The sequence below is a fragment of the Iningainema tapete BLCC-T55 genome (genome assembly GCF_014698965.1).
GTDB lineage: Bacteria > Cyanobacteriota > Cyanobacteriia > Cyanobacteriales > Nostocaceae > Iningainema > Iningainema tapete.
This window is the reverse complement of the sequence record NZ_JACXAE010000118.1, coordinates 95,823-109,713: the sequence shown is the minus strand read 5'-3', so window position 1 is coordinate 109,713 and position 13,891 is coordinate 95,823. Positions and strand designations below refer to the sequence as shown.

Sequence of the window (13,891 nt, the reverse complement as noted above, 5' to 3'; positions counted from 1 at the left end):
TTCCGGCGATTTTTAAATCGAGTATGGCAATTGACGCTCAGGCATCGGGATTGCCTTGAGTCTAGTTCACCTGATTTGGACTCGCAGCGTCGTCTACACCAAAAGATCAACAAAGTATCAGAGGATATTCAAGCGCTGAAGTACAACACGGCGATCTCCGCGTTGATGGAGTATCTTAACGCGCTTCAATCTAAACCAAGCCTTTGTGAGGTGGAATTGAAGTCGTATTTGTTGATGCTGGCTCCCTTTGCGCCGCACCTGACTGAAGAACTCTGGCATCAAATCGGTGAATCATTCTCGATTCATCAACAGAGCTTTCCTCACGCCAATCCAGAGTTTCTCATACCAGAACAGGTGAAGATTGCGGTGCAAATCAATGGACGCACTCGGACAACCGTACTCCTCTCACCTAGTGCAAACCAAGAAGAAGCCATCGCTGTGGCAAGACAAACAGAGGCAATTCAGCGTTATTTTGAAAACAAGGAAATTCGTCGTGTTGTTTACGTTCCAGGTCGGATTCTCAATCTCGTAACGTGAATGTGCCTGCTCGACTCAAGACAGAAATAGATTTCTTTGAATCGTCTAGAAGAAATTTAGGAGGTTCACGATGCAATCATTGAAGAATAAAATTGCGATCGTCGCTGGAGGCACTTGCGGCGCAGGGCGCGGTATTGCAGTCGAACTGGGTGCCTTTGGGGCAACGAACTATCGAATGTCGCTAACAGAGCAGTGCAACTGTTTCCAAGCCTTCCTGCTTCACTGCTCATTTCACCCCACATACAAAGGAATATATTCGACTGTCAGTGGAGTCATCGTGTGAACATCCTATTAAAGATTGAATGATTGCGTTAGCACAACCTTCCCGATTGCTTGACCTGACTCAGCGTGTTGATGAGCAGAAGCAATTTCAGTCATGCTGAAGGTTTTAGAATCAAGCAGAGGGCGTATCTTGCCTTCATCTATTATTTGAGCCAGTTTCGATAGAATTTCTCCATGATGAGCGCGACCCTCACCAAATAGCATGGGAATCAACATAAAAACGAGATGTAGGGTTAGCCCTTTTGCATGAAGTAACGTCAAATCTTGCTGAGATAGAGAAACGATCGATACGACGGTTCCATTGAGTTTTGCGGCTTTGAAAGCATTTTGAAGATTGTCGTCACCAACAGTGTCAAATACCACATCAAAACCCTTGCCATCTGTATGTTCTGCCACAAATTCTTCAACAGGCTGCTGACGGTAGTTGATCGTAATATCTGCTCCTAAATGACGAGCGATCGCTGCCTTCTCATCACTAGAAACCAGAGCATAGACTTCTGCCTCTGCCCACTTTGCCAGTTGGACGACCATGTGTCCCACCCCTCCGGTTGCTCCGTAAACTAAAACCTTTTGTCCTGGTTGAACTTGAGCGCGATCAATTAACCCGAACCAAGCTGTAATTGACACCAAAGGAAGCGCCGCTGCTTCTGCCATCGTCAGAGACTTTGGTTTATGGGCGACTAAGTGGGCATCAGCCAGCATGTACTCGGCTAATGCGCCTCCCATCCCTTTGATGCCGCCTGCACAGGCATACACTTCATCCCCAGCGTTGAACTGATTGACACCTGCTCCAACTACTGCAATCGTTCCTGCCACATCTCCATGCAAAACGGCTGGGAAACTAGGGGCAATATCTGCTACGACTCCTTGTCGAATTTTGTAATCAACTGGATTGACACTGGTTGCAGCTACTCGAATCAGGACGTGATTGGGAAGAACTTCTGGAGTTGGTAGATTAGTTTCCCTAAATGTATTGGGGTCGCCAAATTGCTCAATTACTAAAGCTTTCATGGTTTTGCTCTCCTGCAAAAACTGACATTCATATGGTATGATCGCTGTACTACTGCCCGTAAGGATTTACAGCAAAGTGCAATAGTTACTTTTTGGTAAACATGGCTCTAAATCATGATTTCAACGACTCTCAACTGAGCTACTTGCCTCAGCCAGCACTTGATCGGATTGCCAAGATGAATCTGTTTGACACAAGCTGTGCTGCACATCAAGTTCTTGAACACATCGCCAATAAATGGACGATTTTGATTGTTTACGCTCTAATCCAAGGCAAAAAGCGGTATAGCGAACTCAAGCAACAAATTGTCGGTGTATCGCCTAAAATGCTGATTCAAAATCTGCGGAATTTGGAGCGGTATGGGTTAATTGAGAGAGAGGTATACCCAACCGTTCCTCCAAGAGTCGAATATTCACTCACTGCATTGGGAACTTCACTTGTTGAGCCTTTAGCAGTCATAGGTGAATGGGCATATCGACACATTACAGATGTAAAAACAGCGATCAATCATTACGAAAGCAATCCAGATCCCAATGATTACTGGGAATCTAAGTAGGTTAGACAACGAATTATAGTGCGTCTAGTTGGTTCTTAAATCAATTATCATTTGAAACGATAAAAAATTGGCTTAATAATCCGGATAGTAATGGTAGTTTAATCTCAGCTACTCTTTTTCAAGACTTGATTAATCCACTATGTAAACAAATAGAAACAGATGTGCATCAGCAGTTAATTTCATTGCTCAGAATGAAACTTGATGAAAAACCATTTCTTCGAGCGGCTTGAGCTTCTGTGGATTCCTCACCGTGTAAACAAATTGAATGTAGCCATCTACAATGTCAAATGTCGTTACGCTGTGAATAGAGCCATCAACAAGTGTGAGTATACCGGGTTGTCCGTTAATCTCAATCATCTGAGCAACCGCTGTAGAAAGCCATTTGCTGCGAATTGCTAGCAAGAATCTAGCCACTTTCATTGCCCCCTGTAGCGGTTTCAAAGCAGCGGTAACCTGTCCACCACCATCCGACCAATAGGTGACATCTTTTGCTAATAGTACCATCAAACCTTGCAAATCACCTTGAGTGGAAGCCTCCAGGAATTTGGCTGTAATTTGCTCCTGCTGCTGATGGGAAACCGGAAAACGAGGACGTTGAGCAGTGATGTGCTGACGCGCACGCCGCAGAATTTGACGGCAGTTCGCTGGGCTTTTCCCTACCATCTGGGCAATTTCATCATATTCATACTCAAAAACTTCGCGCAGCAGAAATATCGCTCTTTCAATGGGTGATAGGCGTTCCAAAACTACTAAAAACGCCATCGAAAGCGAGTCTGCCAACTCTAACAGAGCGGCTGGATCGTCGATTTGTTGAGTCACGAGCGGTTCGGGTAGCCACGGTCCTACGTACTGTTCTCTTTGTACACGGGCTGAGCGCAAATGGTCAATGCAGAGGCGGGTGATAATTGTTGACAAGTAGGTTTTGGCTGATTTCACTGTAGCTTCCGTTGTTTGCTGCCAGCGCAGAAAGGTTTCTTGAACCATGTCTTCAGCATCAGTAACCGTTCCCAACATACGGTATGCGATCGCAAATAACAACGGACGATGCTGATTAAACGTTTCCAGATGACTCATAAAATCTGCTCTCTTTGCTGAAGAGTTTTCAACGCCCACAAGCTAACTCCACATCCGAGTCCTTCAGTAAAGAATAGGAGAATCGCGGTGATTTGGAAGAGGACACCCCAACCGACAAACGGAACTTGGGAAATGTGATCGGGGCTGATGGCGATGAAGTGGTGATAGAGACCAAACAACATCGCTCCAGCCATTGAACTTAGCAAAAGCCAGCTACCCGCGAGTTGAAACGGGGTCCAAAGTAAAATCATGGCGGCGATCGGAGCTAACACAATTATAGAACCGACAAACAGAATTTGGAGTGGAGACAAAGAAACAGGTATTTTCTCGTGAGCTAAGCCATGCAGGACAACAACAATGGCATGGATAACGACAACGATAGTGCTATAACGAATGACAGATTGCATTTTTACGAATCCCAATGAATTGATAACTGACTCGCCATCACTAAACTAAAAATACTGAAATAGTCATTGGTCATTTGTCCTTGGCAAATGACCAATGACCTCAATTTACAGCAAAGCTGCTTGACTGAGGCTCATAACTGCCTGGAATCATTTGAGTCGTAATGGCAATGCGATTCCAACCATTGATTGTAACGATCGCCATCAACAGGTTAGCAATTTCATCCGGAGTAAAATAACGGCTTACTTCGGCGTAAATTTCATCGGAAACTGGATTAGTCGCAATCAAAGTGACAGCTTCTGTCAAAGCCAGAACTGCCCGTTCCTCAGTTGTAAAAAATGGCGTTTCTCGCCAAGCATTGAGGGCATAAATCCGTTGTTCTGTTTCACCGTTGAGTCTGGCGTCTTTAGTGTGCATATCGATACAAAATGCACAGCCATTGATTTGCGATGCCCGAATTTTAATCAGTTCCAGTAGCGTTGGATTAATGCCACTGCCACGGACATACCGTTCTAGTTGAAGCATCGCTCGATACGCTGCGGATTCAACTCCAAGTTCCATTCTCGGATGCATTTGTGAATCTCCTGTTCTGTAAAATAGGCGTTCACCTATTAGACGAATCATTGCTGCTGGTTGTGACATAGGCGCTGGAAATCCTCGCGCCAGCTATCGAATTCTGTGATGAAATTGTAGCCGCATACCGTCTGTGGCGATCGCTTCAAAAATTACTTCTAGTATCCGGGCTGCGCGATCGCGTGTCTGTTTTTGTGGACCAAAAGGATTTAGGACTAACTCTGCTTTACTAATACGCAGAGTATTCAAATTTCAAAGAAAAGCTCGCCTGGAAGTTTCCGGTATTCGTAAAGGCTCCCAAAGTATTATCCAATCCAGAGTTAAAATGAAATTAGAACAGATTAGCCCTTCGGATACTTTGTCCCCTGGCTACGTCTGCGTCGTCGAATTTGGCACACCGTGTACCCGTGTAGTTGAAAAATGCAAGACGTAGAAATTCTTCATCGTGAAGCAATGGAGCTTGTTGACCAAGCTTTTTTAGCCCGCCAAAGGGGTGATACCACTGTTGCACTGGAGTTAACTAAAGCTGCTTTTTCTCAAGAGCGAGCTGCGGCAGAGTTAGTGGCAAACTTATTCAACCTTGAACCCACTAGATCGGTTCTTCACCGCAGTGCTGCAGCGCTTGCCATAGAATGTTTAGAACTACGAGAGGCAGAAAAGTTAATTGGACGAGCGCTTGCAGGTAATCCCCCTGATGATATTGCTAATGAGCTGCGGGATTTACTTTTAGAAGAAATTTATTCTCGCAGGCAAGCGATTGTTTCCTCCTCAACATTGTGATCAAATCAATGAGTTAAAATGTGTTTCAATTGCTCAATCGACCTGCCACCAAACAAAATTCCTAGTGCTCCAACAAATCCCATCAACCGAGGTGCAGGTAACGGCAGTTTCAGCCATCCAAACAGGACACCGACAATCCACCCTGCGACTAATGAAATGATGAATTCTTTCATGATTGTACACTCCAATTTCCTTGTAAATCGCCACCTGAACTTTGTCTGTGTCAGGTGCGCGAAATAATGCTGAAGTAGCGATTAGCTAAATCCTGCTCTAGACTGATCGAGTAGATGCTGGAAATCCTCACGCCAACTATCGAATTCTGTGATGAAGTTGTAGCCGCATACAGTCTCAAGCGATCGCGAGGAAATTACTTCTAGTATCCGGGCTGCGCGATCACGTGTCTCTTTTTGTGGACCAAAAGGATTGAGTCGCATTTTAGATCCTGGCGGAAATGCATAGTCACAAATAAACAACACCTTACCATAGATATACATCGTGAAGCCCGGTGAGTGTCCACCAATATGGAATGCTTCTATGCCATGCTCAGTGAAGTCACCCTTAAACTTTTGATCAACTGGAAATTTTTGCGCGAGTGGATGCGAGGCATCAAGGTCGTGCAGGTAAACTTTCGCACCCCATAACTCACGATACTGGTTGGATGCACCCAAGAAATCCTTGTGGGTGAAGTAGATTGCTTCTACTGGCTCTAAATCTCGATTAAATGCTGATGGACAATCAATCCAAACCGTACCATCATCTGTTTCAATACGATAAGCAGCATGTTCCAAACCAAGACGCGGCACAGACATCAATTGCGTGACATAGTTATTTACCTGGTGCGGTGTCACTCGATAAATCTGCTCTGCCTTCTCCCATGTGACAAATTTATCATGACTTACCCCGCAGAACGGACAAATGTCAGGCATCTCACCAATCATGTTATAGCCACAAGTAGTACAAACCCATTGCTGATGGTAGGAGGCAGGCTCCTTGTTTATGGAGCGATCGCCTTCATGATTCCAAGTTGCAGAATCTCTATTCGTAAAGTTTTGTATGCTCATATTCAGGCTCTTGTTTAAGTTTCTTAAGGTTCGTTACGTTTACTCCGCTGAAATTTGTTGCAGTTATTTCAGTGCAGTCATAACTTTAGTATGTAGAAACTTTAAAATTGGCGTCTTGCAAATTCCTGTAATTTTGAGCAGATTCTTATTGACTGTTAAGGAATACCTTAGGACTACTGCCAACTAGACGTTTGAAGTGATGACTAAAATGGCTTTGATGATTGAAGCCAAGATGATCGGCAATTTCTGCGATACTCTGTTTGCCCTGTCGCAACAACTGTTTGGCACAATTAATACGATATTGAATCACATATTGATGCGGCGACAGTCCAGTGGATTGTTTAAATAAGCGAGAGAAATAACTTGGACTGATGTGAGCAACAGCCGCTAACGTCGCCAACGTTAAGTCTTGATCGAGATGCTCGTGAATATAGTCCACGACTTGCTGCAACGTGTGTCTGGGTAAACCACTGGCAGTTGGGGGCAGCGAATATTTCTGAACAGAATAATGCCGCAACAGATGAGCCATCAATGCTGTAGTCATGGCATCCACATACAAACGACCTCCAATTCCACCAGATTCCAATTCTGTTTTGAGGGTTAATCCAATACTGTGAATCAGGGGATCGTTCGGATTAATGATGGGGAGCAGTTCCACACAGTTAATATCGTTTGTTTCAGCTATGTGTCGTGCCAATAAATTTGGTTCAAATGCCAGCACCATAAACTGATGCTCTGCATCCCAATATGCCCAGTTTCGAGTATTTGCGGGTAAAATTCTAACTGTCCCCCGGCTCACTGGATTCAGTTGGTTGATTCCTTCAAAGGTTTCAATTATGGGCGATCGCAAGGTGCGATCGTGAATGATAATGCGATGCTGCTGACAGGAATGTTCCACCATTTTAGGTGGCGGTTGACGATGATATTGCAGGTACAGTCCACCCCAATCTGTTGAAGTGTTCGACAGGAGTGCTGTGTGTGGATAAAGCATTGAAAGATTATCACCAAGAGCCAGATCAATCCTCAAAGCCTCTTGTGCCACCATGACTCGCAACCTCCCTGTCCAACCAACCATTTATTTAGCGTAATCGAAATGACTTCATCTTAGCATAGCCAATGCTTCCTCGTGGTAGAGTTTAATAATATGGATGACTACCCAACACTTTGTTAGACCAATTCGGCAATTTTGGCACGAGCTAAGGCGATCGAATCTGCTAACTTTTGCCCACCAGATTCATCATTTTCAACATGAATAAAGGTAATGTCAGTGATGCCGATAAACCCGAAGACTGTGATAAGGTAAGGGTCATGATGATTCATCTTCTCATATCGCCCACCGGGTTGAAAGCCAGAATCACCTCGTGCTTCGATGATAAACATTTTCTTACCCAGTACCAGAGGTTTGTAAACATTTGTAGAATCATCTGGTTCAAACGCAACGGTTCGCCCTATCCGCACAATCTGATCGATGTAAGCTTTGAATGTACTGGGAACGCTACAATTGTACATGGGGACGCCGATGACGTAAATATCAGCTGCTAAAAATTCATCCACTAGTTGATCGCTAATCCGAATTGCTTCCCATAGTTCGGGTGTGCGTTGCTCTGGTGGTGTAAAAGCAGCTGCAATCCACGGTTCATCCACATGGGGAACAGGATTGCGACCGATATCTCGATAGGTGACAGTATCGCTTGGATGGGTTTGCTTCCATTGTTCGACAAACTCTCTAGTCAAACGGCGAGAGTGCGATCGCTCTCCTCTAGGACTAGAATCAATGTGTAATAGATGTGCCATACTTGCTCCTAAACAATCACTATTCCAGCTTAGGTAAACGATTCATATCCAACTATCTGATTCCTGTGTAACTATCAAAATCTTGCGATCAATTTTCAGAATGCTTGATAGAAATTATGCAAGAATGAATACAATCTGAACTAGACACATTGGGTGTATCATGAAGCCAAAAGCCATCCATCAAATTGAACCGACCCATTTGCCCATTTTGTCTAGTCAAAATCAAGGTTGGGAAAATATTCTGGTCGAGCAATTCCAACATCCTCCGGGCGAAGCAAGGTGTTATCATAGCGATGAACACACGATTTGTCTGTCTCTTGCATCCCGTCCAGTACGCTTGCTGCAAATCAGAGGAGGCAAAACTTACGTAGGACTGTATGCTCAAGGCGATATTTCTATAATGCCTGCTAATGTGCCTCTTTTTGCTCGTTGGGATAGTGATGATAGCTACTTGCAGATTCGGATTAAGTCTCGGTTTATCCAGAGCGTTGCGCAAGAAACGATCGCCATAAATCCCGAAAAACTAGAATTACTTCCAGAATTTCGGACGCGCGATCGCCAGATAGAGGCGATTGGCATGATGCTGCTCAAGGAACTTCAACAAAACAGTTTAGGTGGCAAAATATACATCAAGTCACTAAGAAATATACTGATAGTGCATTTACTTCGACAATACGCTGTAGCCAAACCTCATCTTCCCATTTACGAGGGTGGTTTAAGAGAGCGTCAACTTCTGCAAGTCATAGAGTACATCAATGAACATCTGAATCAAGATATTAAACTTGCAGATTTGGCTGCTTTGTTAGGGATGAGTCAATTTCATTTTAGCCATCTGTTCAAACAGGCGATCGGCACTGCTCCCTACCAATACCTACTTCAACAAAGGGTAGAACGGGCAAAGCAGTTGTTGAAACAAACCGATCAACCAATTATGAACATTGCCGAATTATGTGGCTTCAACAGCCACAGCCATCTGAGTAAACAGTTTCGACAGCTTACAGGCATGACACCGAAAGCATACCGAGCAAAGTGAACATTACCTATTGAGATCAAATACTTGTGGCGCTTCTCGCATTTTTTGTCGCAGCTAACCCAGGCAGGCTAACCAGTCCAGTAAATTGCTTACCTGGATAGGGAGGCGTTTGTGCGAGTTTGTCAAAACCCGGAAGACTTTCCATATACTTCACCATCCGGGCACGCATCGCACGATCAGGAAGCGCTGTTTTGAGTGCCCCCATATTCTGAGCAACGTGATCGGGATTCGTGGTTGCGGGAATAGCCGCAGTAACAGCAGGATGAGAGATTACATATTTGAGGAAAAACTGTGCCCAGTTTTCGCAGCCAATCTCGCGAGCAAAATCAGGAAGCTGTTGACTTTGAACCAATTGGAAGAGGCGTGCTTTCTCAAAGGGCATATTTGCCAACACGGCAGTTCCTCGCTCCGCCGCCGCAGGCAGAATTCTCTCTTCGGCTCCCCGTTCTAGAATTGAGTAACGGATTTGTACAAAGTCCAAATCGCCTTCCTCGATCCACTTAAGCATTGCTGGAGAATACAACGGCATTTCGTGGTGCGTAACTCCAACATAACGGATTTTGCCTGCCTGCTTCCATTCCTTGATCAAAGGCAGAATGATATCAACATTCACCAAGGTATGCACCTGCAACAAATTCAGGCGATCGCGCAACAACCGTTGCAAAGACTGTTCATACTGCTGCTGTGCCTGACTTCTATCTCCCAAGTACTCACCCGTTGCCCAAATCTTATTTGCAATGAACAGATTGTTAGTTATGCCAAGCGCTCTGGCAAACTCACCCACATTCACCTCTGACATGCCATAGAGTGGTGAAACATCAATCATTCGCCCTCCGGCATTCCAAAAGCGGCGCATAACTTGCTTAATGTTATCGCGTGGCTGATTAGACAGCACATCGAAGGTGAGAAAAGTTCCTAACCCGATCGCAGGCACTCTCTCTTTGGTGCGCGGAATTTCTTTTGTAATCAGATCTGATGACGATTGGTTGAGCGCAGACGATGATGCTTGCCCTTGTGCTTGTCCAGTTCCACATTCATTAAGAACTGAGGGAATTACAGCGCTGGCTGCACTCAGTCCCATCAGTCGAAGTGTAGTTCGACGAGAAAGCGATCGCTCAGTTGTTGGATGAGAATGATCGGTGTTCATCACAGTACCTCCTACAATTGACATTAAGATTGAGATTTTTATATTTGTGTCTAACAATTGTCGGCTGATAAGAATCGTTAACTGCTCAAGTTCATACTAAAAGCAAAGTAGGGAGTTGTTATTTCTGATTTGCTATGGTGTAATAACTTTAAGTTATTATCAGATTACTCACATGGAACTCCGCCAACTCAAATATTTCATTACGGTGGCTTCCGAACTGCACTTTGGTCGAGCGGCTGAGTCATTGCACCTGAGTCAACCTGCACTCAGCAAACAAATTCAAGCACTAGAAGACAGTTTAGAGATTCAACTGCTTGAGCGGACGAAACATTGGGTGAGATTGACTATCGCCGGACAAAAATTCCTCGAAACTGCACACCGAATTCTGCATGAGGTAGAATTCGGCATCCAAGTTACAAGACAGGTGGCGGATGGAGAAATTGGCAAACTAAGGATTGGCTTCACGGAAACGACACTGTTTAGCCTTGCGCCAGAAATCGTCAGAACTTACCGAGAGCGTTATCCACAAGTCGAATTGATTCTTACCAGTCGTGGAACGGAAGCTCAGGTTGAAGCACTCCGCACTCACCAAATTGATGTGGGCTTTGTGTACCTTCCTATCCGCGAACCGTCTCTCTCTATCCATCCATTATTTGAAGAAGTTTACATCGCCGCACTGCCCACTTCCCATTGGCTGGCTCGACAGAAACAGATCGCGCTTCAGTCTTTGGCAAAAGAACCTCTAATTTTTTATCCGCGATCGCTGGCACCTGTACTCTATGCTAATTTAATCAAATGTTGTGAGCAAGCTGGGTTTGTGCCCAATATTGTGCAGGAGGCTGAATTAGCTCAAACTCGCTTGGGGTTGGCGGCGGCTGGCGTTGGAATTACATTTGTTCTGGGTGACATGCAAAACCTCAATGCAAAAGGCGTAGTTTACCGACCTTTAATCGAAAATTTTCTGATGCTAAAACTAGCTTTAGCATGGCGACAGAATGAGTCTTCACCCGTTGTACACGAATTTATTAAGGTGTTCAACACAATCAAATCTATTCATGATTACTCCTGTTCTTGAGGAGGTGTCAATAAACCGACAAGGGTACCTTCGATACTAGTGACGTATGCAACTGTTTGCCCCCACGGCATCGTTTTGGGTTCGCAAAGAGGTGTACATCCTGCATTGACAGCACGCACGAATGCGGCAGGAACATCTGAGGTGAGCAACGCAATTTCCACATTTACAGGACGAACATTGCCAGACTGTGGATACTTTTCACCAACCATGAATTCTCCTGCAACATGAGATGCAATGGCGATCTTTGATTCACCTGTATCAAGTTCGCCAAAATCATAGGTTGGATCGTAGGAGAGTATACTCAGTCCAAACGCTCGTGAGTAGAAATCGAGGACATCCTTTGCACCTTCTGGTACATAGATCACGGCTGCGCCAAATTTAATATCTGACATCGATTTGCTTTGTACACAACTGGCTGCTGCTCAATTTTAGCAAATTAGTACAATGTTTTTCATGAACCATAAACCTTGTCATTTTTGTAACTAGGGACAGGAGCGCGAAATTCATATGTTGGTAACTTTCCTGGTATATAAATGGGCGCTCGGTGATTAGATGGTTTACGAGCGCGAAAACTACGCTCTGGTTTTTTTATTCGAGTATTTGGTTTACGCTTTGGTTTATACTTTGGTCGATAATTACGGGAACGATTGTACGGCGGTTCGTTAAAGATACTCGGACGGGGATTAGTCTGAGCTAATACTGGGATAATGTTGAAACAAATGATACTAAAGATTATGACGACAACAAACAACTTCTTGAACTGAGTTGTGGAGTTAAGTGAATTCATATAAAGTTTGATTTCACAGTTAGATTAACTTAAAGGCTATATTATGGCGCTATGTAAATCTTCTCACGTAACACGCGCTTTAAAAGTTTGAGCGGCACATATTCGCGATCGCTCCGTTACAGCGAATCACCATTTACCAACTTACAAGAGAATATTAAGAAATGTGTGCATTTGTTTTAGTGGACAGAGCAATCGAGTTGCCACCATGTTATAGTACACTTGTTCTATTAAAGTGTTATTCACGGGCGATCAAAGCGTCAAACAAATGTCGTGCAAAGTTCATAAATAATTTATCCGTGAGCGTAAAAGCATTTACTTGAACACAGGAGGAAATTATGGTAACTGAAAATCACAAAACGACTGATGAAGCACAAATCCGGCAATTAGTAGATGATTGGGTAAAGGCAGTACGCGCCAAGGATATTGATGGGTTAATGTCGCACTACGCTCCAGATAGCTTGTTGTTCGACATCCTGCCTCCACTGGAACATAAAGGAGCTTCCGCGTATAGAAAACTCTGGGAAGGGTGTTTCCCCTATTTCCAAGGTTCGATTGGCTTCGAGATTCGTGACTTGAGTGTTACTATTGGTTCGGACGTTGCTTTCAGCCACAGCCTCAACCGGATGAGTGGAACGACGACAAATGGCGAGGAAATCGATAACTGGATGCGTGCGACCGTTTGCTACCGTAAGATTGACGGCAAGTGGATGGTAGTCCACGAGCATGTTTCAGTGCCTGTCGATGTAGAAACTAACAAAGCTTTGTTTGACCTCAAGCCTTAGCACTTTAGATGTGGTCAGAATTTGTGGGATGAGCGATCGCCCGTTGCAGTCGCGAATATAATGCACCGAATCGCGATCGCCTTACTCTGAGATGTTAGGGGTATCATTAAGTACGCCAAGGAAGACGGCTGAATTATCCAACGCTAGTGAGGAAGTTCCAGGAGTGGAAAATGTCCCTAAGAGATTATTGGCGTTATCAAATGCTGAAATAAATGCTGTGAACTGTGGAGTATCGTCCACAGCTATTTGAGTACCAGCACCTAAAACAGGCTGAGCAAAAGTAATGGTTATAGGTCCTGGGTTGCCGATCGCTGGATCAGGACCTGGTGCAAATCCTGTAAACAGGAGAAAATCGTTATTAGAAAAGTTGGTCGGAATGCCATTAGGTGGAAACGAGGTTTGAAAGACAAATGGCGGAGTAATTTCAGGTGACTGTATTTGTGGAATATTTACATTTACGGACAAACCAAGAGAAGATTGTGCTGAAAATGAGTTAGGTAAAAAAGCAGCTAAGTTAGGAGAAAAAGGATTGAACACTTTACCCAAACTAGACCAATCAACTTGGTCGTTACTTGATAATGCAGTCCTATCAGTAACGAATGTGATTGCTTGAACTGGTGATGCGACTGTTGTAACAATTAGGAGTGCTACTCCAATCACAGTACTCTGACAATTTTTAATTGAATTAAAAATCATTTTGGTTATTATAAGTTTTAACAAAGTTACTACACTGCTATTCGTACTTTTCCAATCAAAAAGATACTGACGTATGCAATGTAGTTGATATTCAAATCATCCTATATTAAGAATGGAGCTAAGATAAATTTTTGATAAAACTTGTGTAAATTCACGTAAGATATAGCAGTCCTAAATAATTCACGAACACCGAGAAACCCGGTAACTTTTAAGAAACCGGGTTTCTGATACTTGCGTTTGTAACTCAAATAGGATTGCTATATTTGTTTTGAAAAACAGCAAAATTAATAAAATTTACCC

The 13,891-nt window shown here is 43.9% G+C and carries 19 protein-coding genes; 6 read left to right on the top strand and 13 right to left on the bottom strand.

All coding sequences use genetic code 11. From position 1 onward, the window contains the following. The first annotated feature begins 30 nt into the window (after positions 1–30). Positions 31–537, top strand: a complete 507-nt coding sequence (locus ICL16_RS47920) for a class I tRNA ligase family protein (protein ID WP_420485331.1) — start codon at positions 31–33, stop codon at positions 535–537. Between the two features lie 291 nt (positions 538–828). Here the strand turns inward: ICL16_RS47920 and ICL16_RS38840 are convergent, their stop codons facing one another. Further along, positions 829–1,830 (bottom strand): zinc-dependent alcohol dehydrogenase family protein, encoded by a 1,002-nt coding sequence (locus ICL16_RS38840; RefSeq protein WP_190836901.1) that lies wholly within the window; start codon positions 1,828–1,830, stop codon positions 829–831. A gap of 101 nt (positions 1,831–1,931) precedes the next feature. On the opposite strand from ICL16_RS38840, the gene ICL16_RS38835 reads away from it, so the two are divergent. Then, complete coding sequence (locus ICL16_RS38835) at positions 1,932–2,384, top strand: winged helix-turn-helix transcriptional regulator (protein ID WP_190836900.1); 453 nt, start codon at positions 1,932–1,934, stop codon at positions 2,382–2,384. A gap of 186 nt (positions 2,385–2,570) precedes the next feature. On the opposite strand, the gene ICL16_RS38830 is transcribed toward ICL16_RS38835, so the two are convergent. The 4 genes from ICL16_RS38830 to ICL16_RS38815 form a co-directional block, all read right to left on the bottom strand. Continuing rightward, entirely contained in the window at positions 2,571–3,458 is an 888-nt protein-coding gene (locus ICL16_RS38830) for an RNA polymerase sigma-70 factor (protein WP_190836899.1), read from the bottom strand. Further along, positions 3,455–3,865, bottom strand: a complete 411-nt coding sequence (locus ICL16_RS38825) for a hypothetical protein (protein WP_190836898.1) — start codon at positions 3,863–3,865, stop codon at positions 3,455–3,457. Before ICL16_RS38825 ends, ICL16_RS38830 begins: the two co-directional genes overlap by 4 nt. Positions 3,866–3,965: 100 nt before the next feature. Continuing rightward, positions 3,966–4,505 (bottom strand): carboxymuconolactone decarboxylase family protein, encoded by a 540-nt coding sequence (locus tag ICL16_RS38820; RefSeq protein ID WP_238361144.1) that lies wholly within the window; start codon positions 4,503–4,505, stop codon positions 3,966–3,968. A gap of 24 nt (positions 4,506–4,529) precedes the next feature. Beyond that, entirely contained in the window at positions 4,530–4,685 is a 156-nt protein-coding gene (locus ICL16_RS38815) for a hypothetical protein (RefSeq protein WP_238361143.1), read from the bottom strand. Positions 4,686–4,856: 171 nt separating this feature from the next. On the opposite strand from ICL16_RS38815, the gene ICL16_RS38810 reads away from it, so the two are divergent. After that, on the top strand, positions 4,857–5,216 hold the full coding sequence (locus tag ICL16_RS38810; RefSeq protein WP_190836897.1) for a hypothetical protein: 360 nt from the start codon (positions 4,857–4,859) through the stop codon (positions 5,214–5,216). Positions 5,217–5,221: 5 nt separating this feature from the next. Here ICL16_RS38810 and ICL16_RS38805 read toward each other — a convergent pair whose 3' ends face one another. From ICL16_RS38805 to ICL16_RS38790, 4 genes are all read right to left on the bottom strand, one after another. Next, positions 5,222–5,389: a XapX domain-containing protein gene (locus ICL16_RS38805; protein ID WP_190836896.1), complete on the bottom strand. Its 168-nt coding sequence runs from the start codon at positions 5,387–5,389 to the stop codon at positions 5,222–5,224. Between the two features lie 81 nt (positions 5,390–5,470). Next, positions 5,471–6,277: a rubredoxin-like domain-containing protein gene (locus tag ICL16_RS38800; protein ID WP_238361142.1), complete on the bottom strand. Its 807-nt coding sequence runs from the start codon at positions 6,275–6,277 to the stop codon at positions 5,471–5,473. A gap of 145 nt (positions 6,278–6,422) precedes the next feature. Further along, the gene (locus ICL16_RS38795; RefSeq protein ID WP_190837177.1) at positions 6,423–7,322 is read right to left on the bottom strand and encodes a helix-turn-helix transcriptional regulator; all 900 of its coding nucleotides are present in this window, start codon (positions 7,320–7,322) and stop codon (positions 6,423–6,425) included. 122 nt (positions 7,323–7,444) lie between these two features. Next, positions 7,445–8,071, bottom strand: a complete 627-nt coding sequence (locus ICL16_RS38790; protein WP_190836895.1) for an FMN-dependent NADH-azoreductase — start codon at positions 8,069–8,071, stop codon at positions 7,445–7,447. 160 nt (positions 8,072–8,231) lie between these two features. Between ICL16_RS38790 and ICL16_RS38785 the strand changes: the two genes are divergently transcribed. Next, the gene (locus ICL16_RS38785) at positions 8,232–9,104 is read left to right on the top strand and encodes a helix-turn-helix domain-containing protein (RefSeq protein ID WP_190836894.1); all 873 of its coding nucleotides are present in this window, start codon (positions 8,232–8,234) and stop codon (positions 9,102–9,104) included. A gap of 16 nt (positions 9,105–9,120) precedes the next feature. Here ICL16_RS38785 and ICL16_RS38780 read toward each other — a convergent pair whose 3' ends face one another. Next, positions 9,121–10,251 carry an aldo/keto reductase gene (locus ICL16_RS38780; RefSeq protein ID WP_190836893.1) on the bottom strand — a complete coding sequence of 377 codons (1,131 nt, stop codon included), beginning with the start codon at positions 10,249–10,251 and terminating at the stop codon, positions 9,121–9,123. 172 nt (positions 10,252–10,423) lie between these two features. Here ICL16_RS38780 and ICL16_RS38775 point away from each other — a divergent pair, with 172 nt between their 5' ends. Then, on the top strand, positions 10,424–11,326 hold the full coding sequence (locus tag ICL16_RS38775; protein ID WP_190836892.1) for a LysR family transcriptional regulator: 903 nt from the start codon (positions 10,424–10,426) through the stop codon (positions 11,324–11,326). On the opposite strand, the gene ICL16_RS38770 is transcribed toward ICL16_RS38775, so the two are convergent. Both ICL16_RS38770 and ICL16_RS38765 read right to left on the bottom strand, forming a co-directional pair. Beyond that, entirely contained in the window at positions 11,311–11,718 is a 408-nt protein-coding gene (locus ICL16_RS38770; protein ID WP_190836891.1) for a VOC family protein, read from the bottom strand. The two genes, ICL16_RS38775 and ICL16_RS38770, sit on opposite strands and share 16 nt — an antisense overlap. Positions 11,719–11,777: 59 nt before the next feature. Beyond that, positions 11,778–12,113: a hypothetical protein gene (locus ICL16_RS38765; RefSeq protein WP_190836890.1), complete on the bottom strand. Its 336-nt coding sequence runs from the start codon at positions 12,111–12,113 to the stop codon at positions 11,778–11,780. Between the two features lie 335 nt (positions 12,114–12,448). On the opposite strand from ICL16_RS38765, the gene ICL16_RS38760 reads away from it, so the two are divergent. After that, positions 12,449–12,895 carry a YybH family protein gene (locus ICL16_RS38760; protein ID WP_190836889.1) on the top strand — a complete coding sequence of 149 codons (447 nt, stop codon included), beginning with the start codon at positions 12,449–12,451 and terminating at the stop codon, positions 12,893–12,895. Positions 12,896–12,976: 81 nt separating this feature from the next. Here ICL16_RS38760 and ICL16_RS38755 read toward each other — a convergent pair whose 3' ends face one another. Further along, complete coding sequence (locus tag ICL16_RS38755; RefSeq protein WP_190836888.1) at positions 12,977–13,591, bottom strand: hypothetical protein; 615 nt, start codon at positions 13,589–13,591, stop codon at positions 12,977–12,979. Between the last annotated feature and the right edge of the window lie 300 nt (positions 13,592–13,891).

Coding starts and splice junctions, on each gene's coding strand:
- ICL16_RS38840 (WP_190836901.1), bottom strand. CDS start 1,830: ATGAAAGCTTTAGTAATTGAGCAATTTGGCGACCCCAATACATTTAGG.
- ICL16_RS38835 (WP_190836900.1), top strand. CDS start 1,932: ATGGCTCTAAATCATGATTTCAACGACTCTCAACTGAGCTACTTGCCT.
- ICL16_RS38830 (WP_190836899.1), bottom strand. CDS start 3,458: ATGAGTCATCTGGAAACGTTTAATCAGCATCGTCCGTTGTTATTTGCG.
- ICL16_RS38825 (WP_190836898.1), bottom strand. CDS start 3,865: ATGCAATCTGTCATTCGTTATAGCACTATCGTTGTCGTTATCCATGCC.
- ICL16_RS38820 (WP_238361144.1), bottom strand. CDS start 4,505: ATGTCACAACCAGCAGCAATGATTCGTCTAATAGGTGAACGCCTATTT.
- ICL16_RS38810 (WP_190836897.1), top strand. CDS start 4,857: ATGCAAGACGTAGAAATTCTTCATCGTGAAGCAATGGAGCTTGTTGAC.
- ICL16_RS38805 (WP_190836896.1), bottom strand. CDS start 5,389: ATGAAAGAATTCATCATTTCATTAGTCGCAGGGTGGATTGTCGGTGTC.
- ICL16_RS38800 (WP_238361142.1), bottom strand. CDS start 6,277: ATGAGCATACAAAACTTTACGAATAGAGATTCTGCAACTTGGAATCAT.
- ICL16_RS38795 (WP_190837177.1), bottom strand. CDS start 7,322: ATGGTGGCACAAGAGGCTTTGAGGATTGATCTGGCTCTTGGTGATAAT.
- ICL16_RS38790 (WP_190836895.1), bottom strand. CDS start 8,071: ATGGCACATCTATTACACATTGATTCTAGTCCTAGAGGAGAGCGATCG.
- ICL16_RS38785 (WP_190836894.1), top strand. CDS start 8,232: ATGAAGCCAAAAGCCATCCATCAAATTGAACCGACCCATTTGCCCATT.
- ICL16_RS38780 (WP_190836893.1), bottom strand. CDS start 10,251: ATGAACACCGATCATTCTCATCCAACAACTGAGCGATCGCTTTCTCGT.
- ICL16_RS38775 (WP_190836892.1), top strand. CDS start 10,424: ATGGAACTCCGCCAACTCAAATATTTCATTACGGTGGCTTCCGAACTG.
- ICL16_RS38770 (WP_190836891.1), bottom strand. CDS start 11,718: ATGTCAGATATTAAATTTGGCGCAGCCGTGATCTATGTACCAGAAGGT.
- ICL16_RS38765 (WP_190836890.1), bottom strand. CDS start 12,113: ATGAATTCACTTAACTCCACAACTCAGTTCAAGAAGTTGTTTGTTGTC.
- ICL16_RS38760 (WP_190836889.1), top strand. CDS start 12,449: ATGGTAACTGAAAATCACAAAACGACTGATGAAGCACAAATCCGGCAA.
- ICL16_RS38755 (WP_190836888.1), bottom strand. CDS start 13,591: ATGATTTTTAATTCAATTAAAAATTGTCAGAGTACTGTGATTGGAGTA.